The sequence below is a fragment of the Emticicia sp. genome, from assembly GCF_043780375.1.
Lineage (GTDB): Bacteria > Bacteroidota > Bacteroidia > Cytophagales > Spirosomataceae > Emticicia.
This window is the reverse complement of sequence record NZ_JAYWCU010000113.1, coordinates 16930-34526: the sequence shown is the minus strand read 5'-3', so window position 1 is coordinate 34526 and position 17597 is coordinate 16930. Positions and strand designations below refer to the sequence as shown.

General features: G+C 36.5%; 11 protein-coding genes. 7 read left to right on the top strand and 4 right to left on the bottom strand.

Annotated features, from left to right (window positions below):
• The 3 genes from ACH2CJ_RS08270 to ACH2CJ_RS08260 all read left to right on the top strand — a co-directional run.
• The coding region (locus tag ACH2CJ_RS08270) for a gliding motility-associated C-terminal domain-containing protein (RefSeq protein ID WP_394991998.1) at nt 1-4108 on the top strand (4108 nt) is incomplete at its 5' end.
• Nucleotides 4109-4508: 400 nt separating this feature from the next.
• Entirely contained in the window at nt 4509-6989 is a 2481-nt protein-coding gene (locus ACH2CJ_RS08265) for an OmpA family protein (protein WP_394991997.1), read from the top strand.
• Nucleotides 6990-7116: 127 nt separating this feature from the next.
• On the top strand, nt 7117-8004 hold the full coding sequence (locus ACH2CJ_RS08260) for a serine protease (protein WP_394991995.1): 888 nt from the start codon (nt 7117-7119) through the stop codon (nt 8002-8004).
• Between the two features lie 25 nt (nt 8005-8029).
• On the opposite strand, the gene ACH2CJ_RS08255 is transcribed toward ACH2CJ_RS08260, so the two are convergent.
• Nucleotides 8030-9106, bottom strand: a complete 1077-nt coding sequence (locus ACH2CJ_RS08255) for an NADH:flavin oxidoreductase/NADH oxidase (RefSeq protein ID WP_394991993.1) — start codon at nt 9104-9106, stop codon at nt 8030-8032.
• Between the two features lie 186 nt (nt 9107-9292).
• Here ACH2CJ_RS08255 and ACH2CJ_RS08250 point away from each other — a divergent pair, with 186 nt between their 5' ends.
• From ACH2CJ_RS08250 to ACH2CJ_RS08240, 3 genes are read left to right on the top strand one after another with little or no spacing between them, the layout of a single operon-like run.
• Nucleotides 9293-9637 carry an RNA recognition motif domain-containing protein gene (locus tag ACH2CJ_RS08250; RefSeq protein WP_394991992.1) on the top strand — a complete coding sequence of 115 codons (345 nt, stop codon included), beginning with the start codon at nt 9293-9295 and terminating at the stop codon, nt 9635-9637.
• Nucleotides 9634-10887, top strand: coding sequence for a DEAD/DEAH box helicase (locus ACH2CJ_RS08245; RefSeq protein WP_394991991.1), 1254 nt, complete (start codon nt 9634-9636; stop codon nt 10885-10887). Before ACH2CJ_RS08250 ends, ACH2CJ_RS08245 begins: the two co-directional genes overlap by 4 nt.
• A 3-nt stretch (nt 10888-10890) precedes the next feature.
• Nucleotides 10891-11127, top strand: a complete 237-nt coding sequence (locus ACH2CJ_RS08240) for a VF530 family DNA-binding protein (protein ID WP_394991989.1) — start codon at nt 10891-10893, stop codon at nt 11125-11127.
• Nucleotides 11128-11491: 364 nt separating this feature from the next.
• On the opposite strand, the gene ACH2CJ_RS08235 is transcribed toward ACH2CJ_RS08240, so the two are convergent.
• Nucleotides 11492-12439: a WG repeat-containing protein gene (locus ACH2CJ_RS08235; RefSeq protein ID WP_394991987.1), complete on the bottom strand. Its 948-nt coding sequence runs from the start codon at nt 12437-12439 to the stop codon at nt 11492-11494.
• A gap of 729 nt (nt 12440-13168) precedes the next feature.
• Between ACH2CJ_RS08235 and ACH2CJ_RS08230 the strand changes: the two genes are divergently transcribed.
• Nucleotides 13169-13360 (top strand): cold-shock protein, encoded by a 192-nt coding sequence (locus ACH2CJ_RS08230; protein ID WP_188768763.1) that lies wholly within the window; start codon nt 13169-13171, stop codon nt 13358-13360.
• A gap of 129 nt (nt 13361-13489) precedes the next feature.
• Here the strand turns inward: ACH2CJ_RS08230 and ACH2CJ_RS08225 are convergent, their stop codons facing one another.
• The gene (locus ACH2CJ_RS08225) at nt 13490-15667 is read right to left on the bottom strand and encodes a glycoside hydrolase family 97 catalytic domain-containing protein (protein ID WP_394991985.1); all 2178 of its coding nucleotides are present in this window, start codon (nt 15665-15667) and stop codon (nt 13490-13492) included.
• Nucleotides 15668-15719: 52 nt separating this feature from the next.
• Nucleotides 15720-17495: an ABC transporter ATP-binding protein gene (locus ACH2CJ_RS08220; RefSeq protein WP_394991984.1), complete on the bottom strand. Its 1776-nt coding sequence runs from the start codon at nt 17493-17495 to the stop codon at nt 15720-15722.
• Nucleotides 17496-17597: the final 102 nt, after the last annotated feature.

Below are 17597 nucleotides of genomic sequence, written 5' to 3'. Positions count from 1 at the left end.
AATAAGTTTGTGTGGTACAGAAACAGCGACATTAACCGCCACAGGTTGTGTAGGTACGGTAAAATGGAGCAATACCTCAACAGGAACAAGTATTAGTGTAGCAGCAGGAACTTATTCAGCAATCTGTAATAGCACTTGTGGCGATAGCGGAAACTCTAATGCAATCGTAATTACACTAGGTATTGGTTCTAACCCTCCTTCAATTAGTACAACTAAAACAAGTATTTGTGGCAACGAAACAGCGACATTAACCGCCACAGGTTGTGCAGGAATAATTGTCTGGAGCAATGCTTCAACAGGAACAAGCATTAGTGTAGCAGCAGCTGGTACATATTCAGCTAAGTGTACAGGCGTAGGTTGTGGAGATAGTGTTCCTTCAAATCAGGTAATTATCACAACAGATTCTGCACCAGCAGCACCAATTATTAGTGCAAGCAAAGTAGGTATTTGTGGCAACGAAACAGCTACATTGACAGCTTCAGGTTGTAACAATACCGTAAAATGGAGTACAAATGTTACAGGAAACAGTATCACGGTCAGTACAGCAGGAACATATACTGCCACTTGCGGAAGTACTTGTGGTGAAAGCGGACAAAGCAATGCAATTGTAATTTCGCTTACACCAGTACCAGCGATTCCAACAATAATAGTTAACAATGCTAATATTTGTGGCAATGAAACAGCGACATTGACAGTATCAACTTGTGCGGGAATAGTAACATGGAGTACCGGTGCAACTACAACAAGTATTAGTGTAAGTGTAGCAGGAACTTATAGTGCAACCTGCAAGAATTCTTGTGGTGAAAGTGAGCCAAGTCAAGGAACAGTTATCCGACGAAGCAATTCTCCAGCGGCACCAGTTATATCAACAGATAAAATGAGTGTTTGTCAAACTGAAAAAGCAACTTTGACTTCAACAGGTTGTACAGGTACAATTACTTGGAGTACAGGAGCAACAGGTTCAAGTATTCAGGTGAGTGCAGGTACATACACGGCCACATGTGCTAACAGTTGTGGTATAAGTGGAAACTCAAACATGGTAGTAATCATTAATGGAGGTTCGCCAGAAGCACCAACTGTAAAAGCAGACAAAACAAGTCTTTGTGAGACAGAAACAGCAATCTTAACCGCATCAAGTTGTTCAGGAACAATCACATGGAGCAATGGAACAACAGGTGGCACATTGACAGTAATAGCAGCAGGAACATATACAGCAGTTTGTAAAAATACCTGTGGAACTAGCCCTTCGTCAAGTGTCGTAATAATTATTTCTGGAGGTAGCCCTTCTGCACCAAGTTTGACGACTGATAAACCAGAAATTTGTTCAACTGAAACAGCAGTTTTAATGGCAGCAGGTTGTGGTGGAACAATAACATGGAGTACAGGTGCAACAGGAAGTACACTAACTGTTGCAGTATCAGGAACATATACTGCCACTTGCAAAAATACCTGCGGAACGAGTGCCGTATCGACTCCAATAATAATTAAAACGAAAGCCGATTGTGGAGGTGGTTGTAATGTACCTACGCCAGTAATCACCGCCTCGAAAACAACTATTTGCAAACCAGAAAATATTACACTTACAGCAACGAGTTGTACAACAGGAACAGTTGTTTGGTCAACCGGTCAGACTGGCACATCAATAGTTGTAAAACCAAATGTTACTACTATTTATTCGGCAACTTGTAAAGTATCAAATACTTGTACAAGCCCAATATCGAATACAGTACAAGTAAAAGTTGGTAAAGTTTCAACACCAACACTTACTTGTAGCACTGATTTGGTTTGTAAAGGTGAATCTGTGACAATCAAGGCTTATGGTTGCGAAGGTACATTAGTTTGGTCAACAGGACAAACAGGTGAATCTATAATCGTTACGCCAGAAGGGTCATCAAGTTATAGTGCAAAATGTAAAGTAGGCGATTGCGAAAGCCCAAATACTGAGCATTTGAGTATTGCAATTGGAGTTCCAAACAAACCTTTTGTATCTTGTAAAAACAATGTGATTTGCTTCGGTGGAAATTCAATTCTAACAGCATCAGGTTGTACAGGAACAGTAGTTTGGTCAACAGGTCAAACGGGAGCAGTATTAACGGTTTCTCCAATCGTTGAGAAATCAACCTACTCTGCTGTCTGTAAATCAAATGGGGGCAAATGCGAAAGTGAGAAATCAAACGAAATTACTGTAACTGTAGGTAAGAAAGTAGATGCTACAAAAGGAATAGCTGAAATCAAGAATATCTGTCCGTTTAATACAACAGACCTTAATTCAGCAATTTTGAGCGAACCTTCTACCACTGGTGGTCAGTTTGAATTTCATACGTCAAGTTCGCCAAGCTCACCAATTGTGACAAATCCAGGTGCAGTGGGAGAGGGAACATACTATACTTTTGAGCGTAGCATTGTTGGTTGCTATTCTGATGGAACTCCTGTAAAAGTAATAATTACACTTTGCCCAGGAGGAATAACACCACCAAACCCACCAGTAGTTGACATCTCGGTAATTAAAGTAGCTTCTGCTAAGATTGTTCCAGTTAATGAAATAGTCAACTACAAAGTTGTAGTGAAAAACAAAGGAGAAGTGAAAGTAACAGGTATTGAAGTAAGAGATATCTTACCAAGCGGTCTGACTTTCGAAAGTGTAAGTAGTAATGCTAAATATGCAAATGGAGTCGTTTCTATCAAAATAGATAGTTTGAAAAAAGGCGATAGCACGACATTTACTTATGTAACCAAAGTAACTGCTGCTGGTAAAATTGTAAACAAAGCAGAATTGTTCAAAATTAATGAAATAGACAATATTTTATCAAACAATTCAAGCGAGTTCTCAATCAATGATCCTACTGCTGGTAAAATGATAGGTATCAGCAAAATTTGCGACCCAGCTATCTTGGTTAGTGACAAGATTTATAACGTACCATTCGTTATTTATGTAACTAATTTGGGCAGCGAAAATGTCAAAAAACTCCAAGTAAAAGATGACCTTGACCGTGCCTTTGGCAGTGGAGCTAAGATTATGAATGATACGATTACTTTAGTAGCAGATGCAGGTTTAACAGTCAATACTAAATATACAGGTCGTGGCTTGAATACCAATATGCTCGTTGATTCTTCGAGTAGCATTAAGAAAGGTCAGAAATTAGCAATCAGATTTACGGTGAAAGTTGATTTGAAAAACGCTACAATAACCGACTTCTTTAATAGTGCTGAGGTTACTTCCGATGCTAAGAAAGACATTTCAACCAATGGTGTAAACGCTGACCCTGATGGTGATGGTGACCCAACTAACAATGAAGAAGCAACACCAATTAAGTTTAAAATAGACATTTCACCTGACCGCCCTGCCATTGGTATCGCATTATCAATCGTTGATTCGGTGAAGGTAGATGATAAATCGTATAATGTAACTTACTTGGCACTCGTGAAAAACTTCGGAAATGCTAAATTGACTAACGTACAAGTAACAGATAGCTTGAGTAAAACATTTGCCGATAGCGTAACTTACCAAATGGTAGGTAAACCAACTGCAGGTAAAAACAGTACATTGAAGTTAAATCCAAACTTTAATGGCAAAGAAGATGTAAATATCTTGATTGCAGACTCAACCAGTAAGCTAAATGTGAGCCAGTTAGATTCAATCTATTATACTGTAAAAGTATTCCACAATGGAAACATTGGACCTTTTGCAAACTATGCTTATGCCAAAGCAATTGGTAATAGTAATGTCGTAACGGATATATCGAACACTGGTATTGAAATCAAAATAAACGAATCATCGCCAACCTTGTTGAGATTGCCATTAGTATCGGGTGTTGTCATTATCCCCGAAGCGTTCTCTCCAAATGGTGACGGAAACAACGACTTCTTTAGGATAACCCTACCAAGTACAGCAAAAATGATAAGTTGCGATGTTTACAACCGTTGGGGTCATGTGGTGTTTAAAGACAAAGATAATACGTTGGCAACCAAAGGTTGGGATGGAACATCGAATCAAGGAATTAGATTCGGAACAGAAGGTGTTCCAGACGGAACTTATTATTACGCAATTGATTACGAACTTGATGGACAAAGAGTGCATAAAGTAAGTTACATCACCGTTGCAAGATAAGCATTAATTTGTTTCTAAGCCCTAAGTGCCACCTTCTCAAAACGTATTAAAACGTGATGAAAGGTGGCACTTTTCATGAAGAAGCATATTATTCATAATGTGTTAAGTAGATAGTCAGTGGGGTATTTATTTACTTAATATTGAAAAACTATTTTGTAGATTATGATATAATTTGTAAATAAACTAAAAACTATGGCTGGGTGGTATTCATCTGCAGTCTATCACTCAAAGACTTTTTTATAACTATTGGCACTATAAAAGGCATGATTTTTGCAAACATTTCGTTATTCAAACAAGAAACAACTATTTTTATTTTTAGGAGATGCTATTAAGGGGATTTATCATATTTATCTACCTCACAACGGCTACTTTTGTTTTATTTGCTCAAAATAACTCCAAATTGCTTCAAAAAGCAGATACACAATACGGAGCATTGGGATATGCAAAAGCAATAGAGTTGTATGAAACTGCTTTGAATAAACCAAAGGGATTGACCGATGATGAGTTGATAAAAGCTAAACTGAACCTTGCACAATGTTATAAACAAGTAAAAGATTACCAAAATACGGAAAGAGTCTTTCGAGATGTCTTAAGTGGAAATCCAATCTTAAAAGGAGAGGATATTAAAGCCTATCGCACTTTTGCTCAAGTTTTAACAAGCAACGGAAAATTTTCTGAAGCTAATCAATATTGGCAGAAATTCAATGAATTACAAGAACAAGACAAGCGTGGCGTTGAATTTGTAAAGCTAAATAGTAACCGTGAAGCTTTAGAGCGAAATTCGGGAAGTTATAAAGTAGAATATATCGGCATCAATTCAAGTAGTGCAGATTTTAGCCCAGTTTATTTTAAAAAAGGTTTAGTTTTTGTTTCAGGAAGAAGCGTAAATGCAGGTATTAGGCGAGTTTTTAATTGGGATGCCTCTTCATTTCTCGATTTATACTACCTCGAAGACCTCAAAGCCATTGGTACTGAAACAGGGGGTGCATCTGCTACTGGGTCGAGTTCTCAATCGTCAGCCGCAAAGCCTAACCAACCATCTAAAAAGTTGGGAGATGATTACTACACGCCGCCTACTGCCAATGATGCTAAAACCATTGGACGCAAAGGAAATGAGTACATTAGAGGAAGCAAAGATTTAGATTATGAAGAAACTCCATCAATTCCGACCGAAAAATTCAGTAAATCACTCAATTCAAAATATCACGAAGGTCCATGTGCTTTTTTTCATGATGGCATGAAAATCGTTTTTACACGGAATAGCCAAAGTGGGGGAGGAGGGATTTTCGGACAAAAGAAAAATGCAACCATCACTCGCTTAAAACTTTATACAGCCGAATATGAAGAAAATGAGTGGCGTAAAATCAAAGAAATTCCTTTCAATGGCAATGATTATTCGTGCGGGCATCCAACTTTGACGTTTGATGACAAAATCATGTATTTTGTGTCGGATATGCCAGGTGGTTACGGTGGAACTGATGTTTGGATGACTCGCTACAATAATGGCGAATGGACAAAACCACAAAATTTGGGTGGAACAGTCAATACTCGTGGCAACGAAATGTTTCCGTTTATCGATGAGCGGGGAAACCTCTACTTTTCTTCCGACGGGCACCCAGGATTGGGTGATTTAGATATATTTTTTATTCCGATGAATGCCACAACCGCTATGCCCAGTGGGAAAATACGAAATTTGGGAGCTCCACTCAATTCTAATCGTGATGACTTTGGCATTATTACTGACAGCGAACGACTTACAGGTTTTTTAAGTAGTAACCGAAAACGTGGCGGAACAGATGATGATATTTATAAATTTACTCGCTTAGGCACACTCTACGGTTGTCGAGAATTAGTGGTAAATGTTTATGACAATGAAACCAAAAAGCCTTTTGACCGAATCAGGTTTGAATATGAAACCAAAGGAAATGGCTCATCGCGTGAAAGTGCCATCACTAGCACTTTGGGTACAATAAAACTATGTTTAGAAGCCGAAAATGATTTCAATTTTTATGTCAAACAAAATGGCTATCAACCAACAACGGTAAATTTTTCAAACAAAGATGCTTCTGATTATGAATCTTCAAAATTGGATATTTATCTTAAAAAAGAAGAAATTATATCACAAAATCCAAAGAAAAATAAGACAGAAACACCTAATCCAACTACCAATGAAATTTTGGTGGCACGCAGAAATGGAAATAGTATTTCAACGATTTTTAGAGGCGTTGTAACAGCAGGAAAAGACAGCACGCCGATTGCGGGAGTACAGATAAGATTCATTAATCAATGTACAAATATTACCCAAGAAATGACTACAGGTTCTGATGGTTCGTATGAATTCAAACGTGAACTAAAATGTGATTATATTTTGGAGTCATTTAAGGAAGGGTTTGGAAAATCTTCTGAATTGGTAGCAAAAGTGGAAGAAAAACGCAGTATTATTAATATTTTTCGTAAAAAATCTGCACCAGCTAATATTGGCTCGTTGTTCGATACCAAGTTGTATAAAGTAGGCGATGTAGTAAAATTGGACAATATTTATTACGATTCCGAAAGTTCTAAAATTAGGCGAGATGCCGCCAGAGAACTGGAAAAATTAGTAAATACAATGCGAAAAAATCCAAATATGATTATTGAAATTCGGTCGCATACCGATACAAGAGGCAATGCCCAAGATAACCTATACCTCTCTCAGCAAAGAGCCAATGAAGTAGTAGATTTTTTGGTACAAAAAGGTGTTTCTCGTGCAAGAATGAGAGGAGTAGGCAAAGGAGAATCAGAGCCAGTAAATGGCTGTGGCGATGGTGTGCAATGCACTGAAGCGGAACACCAACGCAATCGCCGAACCGAATTTAAAATTCTTTCAATTGAGCGAAAATAACCATTTTTGTTTTCAGATAACATTCATCAAAGAGGCAGCTTCGGTTGACTCTTTTTTTTTGTTATAGAAATTTAAAGTGTATATTTTTGTCTTTAATTATTTAATCTTAGTGCTTTTTCCTAAAAATATGTTTGTAAATGCGATTGAAGATGTAAGCCGATTTACTCGACCGATTCAGTTTATTTCAAGAAATTACAATGAAAAAATTGTAACTGGCGGAGCGGCAACGATGTTTTTTGTAAATGAATTTTCGTGTGCCATAACCTGCAAGCACGTCATTGATTTGATTGGAAATCGAACAAATATCAATCAAAATTATGCAAATTTTCGTATGGAAAAGGCGGCTATCATAAAAGATAATCGGTATCAAAAAGCCTTGAGAGAATTAGAAGCTAAATACAATTATAAAGCCGATGTGATGGTTGAATTGAACGAAAGATTTTTGGATTGCACCGCCGACCCAAATATGAGATTTCGTTGGATAAATCACCCAAAATATGATTTAGCAATTATCATTTTTGAAAACTTTCAAAGACCATTATATCAATCTCATGCTCGGTTTTTGAAAGATGGCTCTGCCCTCAAACAAGGCAAATCTTTGTGCCGGTTGGGTTATCCTTTTCCTGAATTTACTAATTTTCAATACGACGAACAAGTCGACGAAATTTCATGGACAAATAGTGGAATTATAGGTACACCACGTTTCCCAATTGACGGAATGTTGACAAGGCATTTGCTTGAAGACGGAATGCTTTTTGGTGTAGAATTGAGCACTCCAGGTTTGCGTGGACAAAGTGGAGGTCCATTGTTCGATCGGACTGGTTTGATTTGTGGGATGCAGAGCAAAACAAATGCCTTACATTTAGGCTTTGATATGACCGATGCCAAGCATAACATAAACGGTAAAACAATCAAAGTCAATAATCAACCTTTTTTGCATGTTGGGCATTGTATTCATGTCGATATTATCAAATCGTTTCTTGCCAAAAATAGTATTAAATTTTATGAAGAGTAAGATTTGTAACTTGTTAATAATCAATCTATTTTTTCTTTCTTTTCGCTCTTAAATATTGTTTTGGCCATGCTGTTTCGTAGCCAAGCTCGTAGGCTGCATGAAGTGGAAAATATGGGTCACGTAGCATTTCTCTTGCCAAAAAAACCAAGTCTGCTTTGCCTGAAACAATGATTTCTTCTGCCTGTTCGGGTGAAATAATCATACCAACCGCCCCAGTTTTGATGCCTGTTTTTTGACGAATATCTTCTGCAAAAGATACTTGATAGTTTAGTCCCACAGGAATAACTTCGGGTAAAACCAATCCACCAGAAGAACAATCTATCACATCTACCCCCATATCATTTAAAATTGCGGAAAGGCGAATAGAATCTTCAATTTTCCAGCCATTTTCAACCCAATCGGATGCAGAAATTCTTACAAAAAGCGGGTATTTTTCTGGAATTATTGCTCTTACTTCCTTAACAATTATTTGCAACAACCTGCTTCTGTTTTCAAAACTTCCACCATATTCATCAGTACGTTTATTGACCAATGGCGATAAAAATTCATGCAGTAAATAGCCATGTGCAGCATGAATTTCGATAATTTTGAAACCAGCTTCTAATGCTCTTTTTGTGGCACTTTTAAAATCTGAAATAACCTTCTGAATATCTTCAAGCTTCATTTCTTTTGATACCGATTTTTGGTCAGAAAGTAAAACTTCGCTTGGTGAAAGAGTTTGCCATCCACCGTTTTCTGGAGAAATATAGCTGCCGCCATTCCAAGGTTCTTGAGTACTTGCCTTGTAGCCAGCGTGGGCAAGCTGAACGCCAGCAATTGAATCGTTTTGATGTATAAAATCGCTTATACGGCGTAAAGGAGCAATGTGTTGGTCGCTCCAAATTCCTAAGTCTCCAGCCGAGATTCGCCCTTCAGCTGAAATTGACATTGCTTCGCACATTACCAAACCTGCCCCACCTACTGTACGACTACCTAAATGGACAAAATGCCAATCATTGGCAAAGCCATCGGAAGCAGAATATTGACACATTGGCGAAACTACAATTCGGTTTTTGAGTGTGATATTGCGTAATTCTAATGGAGAAAAAAGATTAGACGGCATAATTCTATATTTTGTTGATGCTAATTTTTAAACATCCAAAGCATCGTTTTAGTTTTAAATCGCTGTGAATTCAGAATTTAGAATGGACTTTTCTAAGTAAAAAGTCCATTTTTTTTACTCAATCCCCTCTCAAACCCAATTTTCGTCTAAAAATCCGTACTTTTGTAAAAAATTAAGAAACAAACAATGGATATTTTTGTTGGAAGTGTTCCTTTTAAGATAAAGGAGAAAGAATTAAGAGAACTTTTTGAGAAATTTGGTGAAGTTACAACTGTCAAAATAGTAAAAAGTAAAGTAACTCGTCAAAATAAAGGTTTTGCCTTCGTAGTAATGCCTGATGAGGATGAAGTTCGCAAAGCGATTCACGAACTCAATGGCACAGAATTAATGGGTCGTACGCTCGAAGTGAGTATTTCGGAGAAAAAAGATAAAGAACCAAAAGCAGGTAAACTCAATGCTCAAGGAAAACTAAAGGGCGGTGCTTTTAGAGGCATTGGCAAGGGGTATTTTGATAAACGTGGCGAAAAATGAAATTTGAAGAATATAGTATTTCGCTCGAAATAAAGCAAAACCTAGAGAAATTAGGCTTTAAACGTCCAACAGATATACAATTTAAGGCAATCCCTTCGATTCTAAAAGGGGAAGATGTGTTGGCAATTGCTCAAACTGGAACAGGAAAAACGGCGGCATTTGCCATTCCGATTCTCAGTATTTTGCAGGAAATGAAACACTCTCCACGTTCGTATGAAGGTTTAAAATGTATCGTAATGGTCCCTACTCGTGAGTTGGCGATTCAGATTACAGAAGTTTTTCAGAAACTCGGACAAGGAACTGGAATTGAAACTTTATGTCTTTTTGGAGGAGTTGAGCAAGCTCCACAAATTGCAAAGATAGAAAGTGGTATTGATATTCTTATTTCAACGCCTGGACGAATGTTTGATTTGATTTACCAAAAACATTTGAAAATCACGGGTGTTGAAATATTAGTGCTCGACGAAGCCGACCACATGTTGGATTTGGGTTTTATCAAAGATATTCAAGACGTTAAAAAGTTTCTTCCTAAATATCACCAAACTTTGTTTTTTTCGGCAACAATCAATGAACAAATCAAGAAAGTTGCCTACTCACTGGTCAAAAACCCTATACGAATTCAGCTTTCGCCTAAAGACCCAGTTTCTAAAAATATCACCCATTCGGTGGCTTTTGTTGAAATGGACGATAAACGTTTTTTCTTGGAACGGGTTATCAATGAAAATCCTGAAAGCAAAATTATAGTTTTTGTGCGTACAAAAGTGAGAGCCGAAAGAGTGAAATTGGCCATGGAAAGAGTAGGAATTGCCAGCGAAACTATTCACGGTGATAAAGAGCAACAAGATCGCCTGACGGTGTTGAATAAATTCAGAGAAGGAGAAGTAAAAATTTTGATTGCCACCGACGTAAGTGCCAGAGGAATTGACATTGCCAATGTTGACTATGTAGTTAATTATGATTTACCTGACGTTCCCGAAAACTATGTGCATCGAGTAGGACGTACGGGTAGAGGTACACATAAGGGTTTGGCGGTTTCGTTTTGTAGCACCGAAGAAAAACCGATTTTGGCAGAAATAGAAGGTTTCATGGAAAAAGCTATTAGGGTTTTGGAAATTGATAAAAATGAATATACTGAAACTATAGATTTTTCGAAAGATACTACTACTACTAATTACGACCTAAAAGCCTTGCTTTTGGAGGCTGAAAAAATGGAAGAAAAAAGGAAAAAAGGAAAAAAGAAAAAGAAGTAAAAAATGAATCAAGAGCAAGTTAATAATCCGCTTCATGGTATTACCCTCGAACGGATTGTAAAAGAACTACACGATTATTATGGCTGGGACCAGTTGGCTTTCCATGTCAATGTTAACTGTTTTTCTAATAATCCGACCTTAAAATCGAGCCTGAAATTTCTCCGAAAAACCGATTGGGCGAGAAAAAAAGTAGAAAAGTTATATTTAAAAATGTTGGCAGAAATAAAAGGAGAGTATTGAGGCACTACCTCTTAATAATCCTCACTCCTACAAGGCTTTGCCTAAGATTTATACATTTCAACGAATAAGTAAAACGTAGAAAAAAATACATCCTAAGCGTACGAATACGTTCGTCTTACACATAATTTAATTGAGCTACTCGGTCAATTCCTGTATTTTTATTCAACAAATCATTGACAAAAAATTTCAATTCTCTTCTATGGTTTTTCAAGAAAAAAGTAGAAAGTGATGCTCCAAAGCGGAATGTGTTGGTTGAATCGATGTAAAAATAAGGTTAATTGAGGTTAAAACAGAAAATCCTGACCACACGGACAGGATTTTCTGTTTTAACCAATAAATTTTCTACTTTTTGAGTTATATAATCTTATTTTGAAGCGTACAAAATTTTTGCATGCTCTATATTTGAAGCGATAATTTCTTTACCTGTTTGGTCGATATAACCTAATTTTCCTCCTTGACGATAAACAGCCACTCCTTCGGTAAATGAGTCAATCATATCGAACTTTGGAGAGATAATTTCTCTTCCATTTTGGTTGAGAATTCCATATTTTCCGTCTTTAAGAACTATTGCTATTCCGTTTTCAAATGCTCTCACATCATCATATATTGGCAATGTGACCAATTTTCCAGCTTTGTTGATAACCGCAAATTTTTCACCAATACGTACGGTCGCTAAATTTCCTGAAAAAGCACTTGCCATGTTGTATTTCAAAGATAAAACTTCTTTACCTGATTTGTTTATATAACCATATTTAGCATTACTCATCACTACCGCCAATCCTTCCGAAAATGGCAAAGAAAAATCATATTTAGGGGCAATAATTTGTTCGCCTTGCTTATCAATGTATCCATTTTTGCCTTTTACACTAATCACCGCCAAACCCTCATTGAAACCCATTGCAAATTCATAGGCGGGTTTAATAATTTCATCACCGGAATCATTCACAAAACCATATTTTGCTCCAACTCTTATCAATGCCATACCGTCCGAAAATGTTTCGCACATATCATATTTTATGGCTGTAAGTTCTGTACCATCTTTACGGATAATTCCATATTTGCTTTTCAATCTTACAACTGCAAAGCCACCTTCAAAATTATTGACATAATCATACATACAAGGGACTCGAATCTTACCAGCTTTATCAATAAAACCAGATTTTCCTTTTTGGGTAATTTTTGCATAACCTTCGTGAAAACTTATCGATTCACTCTGGCTAAAAGCAAATGCGTATGCAAAAAACAGGCACATAAAGAATAATAAAACCTTTTTATAGCCTGAAAAACAATTGAATAGTGATTGTGCTTTCATTGCTGCTGTTGTTTAATTGTATTAGGTAACATAGTTGCTTACTTTCATTTCAAACTATGTGCCAAAAAACAAAAACAAAAGCAAAAAATTATTGAGATCTGTTATAAAGGCATTCCTTGTTTGGCAAAAAAAACTGAACACAGCTATTTTATATGTTTTTTTGTAATTAGTTAGCCAGTAAATCTTATTAAAGTACCATGATTTCAATGATTTTACCTTAAAATAATACAAAAAAGAGAAATTTTTTATCATTTTATCAAAAATAGTCATTTTCTTGATTGTACTATTTCAAGTTTACTTAAACATAAAACATTGATTATCAGTAGTTTAAGACAATAGAATTGTATTATTAGCGACTAACTAATTACGTTTTTTTTAATATTTGGCTTTCTCAAGCAGCAATATTTATTATAAAAATTATTGTTTTTATAACAAGTGATTATCAAACTATATCTGAAAAATATATTTGGCATGGTTTTTATTAGCGACATTTCGAATCTTTACAGTATTAATTCTCTTTTAAGCTCCTTCAATCTCACCTAAAGATATTGACCAAAATATTTAGCTTTGTGTTAGGCTATGGTTTTTGTATTTAGGCAAGAGTTGTTCTCCAAATAAGCCATTTTGAATATGTTTTCGTAAAAAAATGCAGAAAAAAGCAAAATTAGTTTGATTATAAATTAATTTGCTTAAATTTGCATTTTTAAAGTACATAATACAAATTACAAAATGTCAAACGGAACAGTAAAGTTTTTCAATGAAACCAAAGGATTTGGTTTTATCAAAGTAAATGGCTCAAACCAAGAAGTATTCGTTCATGTGTCTGAATTAAAAGACCAAATCCGTCAGGATGACGAAGTTACTTTCGACATCCAAGAAGGAAAAAGAGGTTTGAACGCCGTTAACGTGAAATTAGCATAATTATATCATCACTTCGGTGAGTAGAATATATAATTATCACAAAAGCTCTCGATTAGTCGTGAGCTTTTTTTATGGGTAAAAGTTTGATGGTGCTAAAGTGAATCTATGAACAGACTATCGTGTACTTTTTCACTGATTTCCACAACCATCAATATAGGCTTTGAAAACAGAGCCACTTTGTGCATGAAAACCCGGAAGTAATAGAATTGATTTTGCTGCATCGTAAGTTGCATTGGCAGTCGGAGAAATAATATTTGTAGCCTGAATGGTATTGGATGCTTCATACTTTGAAGCTGTAGTGATGGTTTCAGTAAGATTATAATTATTTTGGCAAGCAGCTCGTTTCAAAACCATTAAAAAACCTCCATAAGGTTGCATGGTTTGAGTAATAGTATTTCCCGACGGAGCTTGATAAGTAGTTTCGGAAGTATTGATGTCTCGTGCCGTAGGATAATCGTTTGTAAGTGTAGTTATCTCTCCGTCGCTCAGTAATAGTTTCAAATAGTCGCCTGTAGCTATAAAAGGTAGCGAAAGTGTCAAGTTACGTACTTGATTTTCACCATTGATTCCAGAAATATACCAATTTTCGCCTTTTCTTCGAGCAAAAACTACGTGTGTGCCAGGGTAGCCTTCTACCAAATGGGTTTCGTCCCAAGTTGTTGGCAAATTGCTTATCATAGTTTTAGCCAATGCCGGTAAGCTATCATAACTTGCAGCTCTGTCCACGAGGTGTGTTTGTCCGCATTCAAAAACATTCAAGAGAGCTATTTCATGCACATCGGTTGTAAGATGTATTACTTCTCTTCCTTCGCCAATAATTGTAGGAGTAAAATCCATTGGGCCAATAACATTTCGTGTAAAAGGCAAAATCGTATGGTGGGCAGGGGCATTTGGACGAAAATTATCGCCATCAAAAATATAGGCTTCCGAACCTTTCACGGCTTCCATCGAAACCAAGTTTGGATAAGTACGAGACCAGCCTTTAGGAACAATGCTCCCGTGAAAATTGACCATCAATTGAAAATCAGCGGCATCTCGCAAAATATCGAGGTAAAATTTAATAATTTCTTGCTTATCACTCTGAAAATAATCAATTTTTACGCCTTTAATGCCTAATGCTTTAATGCGAGCGAACTCTTGTCGCCGTATGCTTTGAATGTGCATCAAATCACGAGGTTGGTCGCCATAGTCGTTCGATGGCCCACCCGAATTATACCATAGCCAAAGTTTTACATTTTTTGAATTGGCATAATTAATCAAATCATTGGCATTGCCACCATTTCCCATGAGTGTCCAACCAACATCTACCAAGAAATAAGGTAAATTAAAACCAGCAGTAAAATCAACGAAGTTTTTCATTTTTATAAAATCGGTTGGGCTATCAAGGCTGGACCACCAACTCCAAGCTGAAAGTCCAGGTTGAATCCAAGCGGTATTTGCTATCTTTGACGACTCGCTAACATGTTCAACTAAGCTCGACTCTACAACCGTATTTAGTTGTTTACCTATCATAATTACCCTCCACGGCATTGTCCACGGCAGAGTTGAACTAGCAAAAGCTGAATAACTATTGCCATCATCTGGACTTGGAGTAGCCAACGAATATGTGCCATTGCCTTGGTATTGTGCCAAATGCGAACCATAAAAATTGTCGTGTAAATCGGCTTCAGTAAGTAAAATCCAAGTACTTTGGGTCTGAAAAAGAGCAGGAAATGCCAATCCGTTGAATTGGGTGAGACCTTGATTCATAGCAACGCCATTTTGAAACAATTTTTCATAAACTGGACGAAAATTGTCGTATCCTTGCACCCAAGCCTTGCCGCTGTTGGTGGGTAACTGAAAAGTTGTTTTATCTTCGGTTACATAATAATTACTGTTGGAAGTTTCGGGAAATCGGTAACGAAAGGCAACGCCATCATTATAAGCCCTAAAGATTATTTGGAGTTTGGCATTATTGGAATTGTGAAAAGTTAGTGTAAGTTCGTTGGCATTATTGCGAAGTTGGAGTTTTTTACCTATCAGCATCGAATAATTTTCGTCAATCGTAGTGGTATTTGAGGTTTCGTAAGTAAGATTTTGTGAAAACGACTGATCGATTCTCGTAACTCCTAATTTTGATGCTTCTATGACTGTTTGTGATTGGTTATTTTCAATGTAATCAACATAATAACGGAGACTTCCATCACCAGCTAATTGTTGGATTGTAGCTCTAATTTTTCCATTTGGAGAACTAACTTGCCAACTTTGAGCAAAAGAAAAATTCGTAAAGAAAATAATAAAGAAAAGTGAAAAAATAATGTACTTCATCTGTATTGATTAATATTTTAGCAAATATAGTCAAAAGTGAAGCGTTATTCTGTTAAACAAACATCTCTTTATACTGCATATTATACAAATTTGCATAAAAACCATTGAGTTTAAGTAACTCTTCGTGACTGCCTTCTTCCATGATTTGCCCTTTGTCGAGCACGATGATTTTATTGGCTTTCTGAATCGTGCTTAGTCGGTGAGCAATTACGATTGAGGTACGTCCACGCATGAGTTTATCAATCGCATTTTGAATCAATTCTTCGGTTTCGGTATCTACTGACGAGGTAGCTTCGTCGAGAATAATGATTTTTGGGTCATGCACCATGGCACGTACAAACGAAATTAATTGACGTTGCCCTACCGAAAGTGTTGCTCCACGTTCTTGTACGTTATAATCATAATCGTTAGGAAGTTGCATAATAAAGTCGTGTACACCAACTAACTTGGCTGCTTCCACAATTTTTTCTCTTGAAATACTTTCATCGCCGAGCGTAATATTTTTTTCAATGGTGTCCGAAAACAAGAAAACATCTTGTAGAACTACACCGATTTGCTCACGCAAACTACGAAGTTCATATTGTTTCACATCAACACCATCAATCAAAATTTGACCTTTGTTAATTTCATAGAATCTTGACAATAAATTAATTATAGAAGATTTTCCTGCTCCAGTTGCACCTACAAAAGCAACACTTTCGCCATGTTTTGCGTTGAATGAAATATCCTTCAAAACCCAATTTTCATCATTATAAGCAAACCAAACATTCTTGAATTCAACTTCTCCTTTGAGATTGGTTTTTTTATTTCCGTCGTTTGAAGTATAATCATCACTATCCAATAATTTCAAGATTCGGTCGGTACTTACAATACCCATTTGTAGTGTATTCATTCTATCAGCAATCATTCTGATTGGGCGAAAGAAAATATTGATAAACATAATAAATGCCGTAACCGTACCATAAGTTACTTCGGCGTTGAGCATTTGCTTCGCACCAAACCACACTACTAAGCCAGTACCAAAAGCCGCAATTACCTCAGCCACAGGATAATAGATGGAATAGTACATGATAGACTTAATATTTTCGTCTCGATGCTTAACATTAATTTGATGAAATTTATCAAACTCAATTTTTTCAGAATTAAAAATCTGTACAATGCTCATGCCCGTAATATGTTCCTGAACAAAAGAATTAAGATTAGCTACGGCATTACGTACTTCATTGAATGATTTTTTTACTTTTTCTTTGAAAACGTAAGTACTAACGAGCATAAATGGAATCGTGCAGAGGCTGATAAGTGCAAGCCTCCAGTCGGTGTAAAACATGACCGAAATAATCAAAACCAACTGCAAAATATCGCCTGTAATGGCTGCGATTCCATCGCTAAAAACATCGGCTAAAGTCTCAATATCTGAAATTGTACGAGTAACTAATCGTCCGATTGGCGTATCATCAAAGAATTTTAGGCGTAAATGCAAGATTTTGTGGTAAAGCTGCACCCGAATATCACGAATGATATTTTGTCCTAACCAACCTGCTAAGTAGGTATTGGTAAACTGAATAAGCGACTGGGCAACCAAAATAACAATCATAATTGCCATCATTTTGGCAAGACCAGTATAATTTCCTGCAGAAACTGGGCCGTCAATGGTTTGACGAATCAAGAGAGGTAGGATAGGAGCTAAAGCAGCTCCCAGCATGATGCTCAAAATAAGGCTATAAAATTTGAGATTATAAGGCTTAATAAATTGGAAAAGTCGTTTTAGAATTTCCAAATCGAAGATTTTGCCAGAGGGTGAAGTTTCGTTTTTTTGTATTTCCGCCACAGAGCTTATATTTTTGTTGAGATTATCATATATTTAACTGAAATTACATTTCAATAGTTTCAAAAATACAATTCGATGCTTGAATTTCTGATATCAAAAATC

What these genes read in the sequence shown, in the direction of transcription:
- ACH2CJ_RS08250 (WP_394991992.1), top strand. Translation starts at nt 9,293, where the DNA reads ATGGATATTTTTGTTGGAAGTGTTCCTTTTAAGATAAAGGAGAAAGAA.
- ACH2CJ_RS08245 (WP_394991991.1), top strand. Translation starts at nt 9,634, where the DNA reads ATGAAATTTGAAGAATATAGTATTTCGCTCGAAATAAAGCAAAACCTA.
- ACH2CJ_RS08230 (WP_188768763.1), top strand. Translation starts at nt 13,169, where the DNA reads ATGTCAAACGGAACAGTAAAGTTTTTCAATGAAACCAAAGGATTTGGT.
- ACH2CJ_RS08255 (WP_394991993.1), bottom strand. Translation starts at nt 9,106, where the DNA reads ATGCCGTCTAATCTTTTTTCTCCATTAGAATTACGCAATATCACACTC.
- ACH2CJ_RS08240 (WP_394991989.1), top strand. Translation starts at nt 10,891, where the DNA reads ATGAATCAAGAGCAAGTTAATAATCCGCTTCATGGTATTACCCTCGAA.
- ACH2CJ_RS08225 (WP_394991985.1), bottom strand. Translation starts at nt 15,667, where the DNA reads ATGAAGTACATTATTTTTTCACTTTTCTTTATTATTTTCTTTACGAAT.
- ACH2CJ_RS08260 (WP_394991995.1), top strand. Translation starts at nt 7,117, where the DNA reads ATGTTTGTAAATGCGATTGAAGATGTAAGCCGATTTACTCGACCGATT.
- ACH2CJ_RS08235 (WP_394991987.1), bottom strand. Translation starts at nt 12,439, where the DNA reads ATGAAAGCACAATCACTATTCAATTGTTTTTCAGGCTATAAAAAGGTT.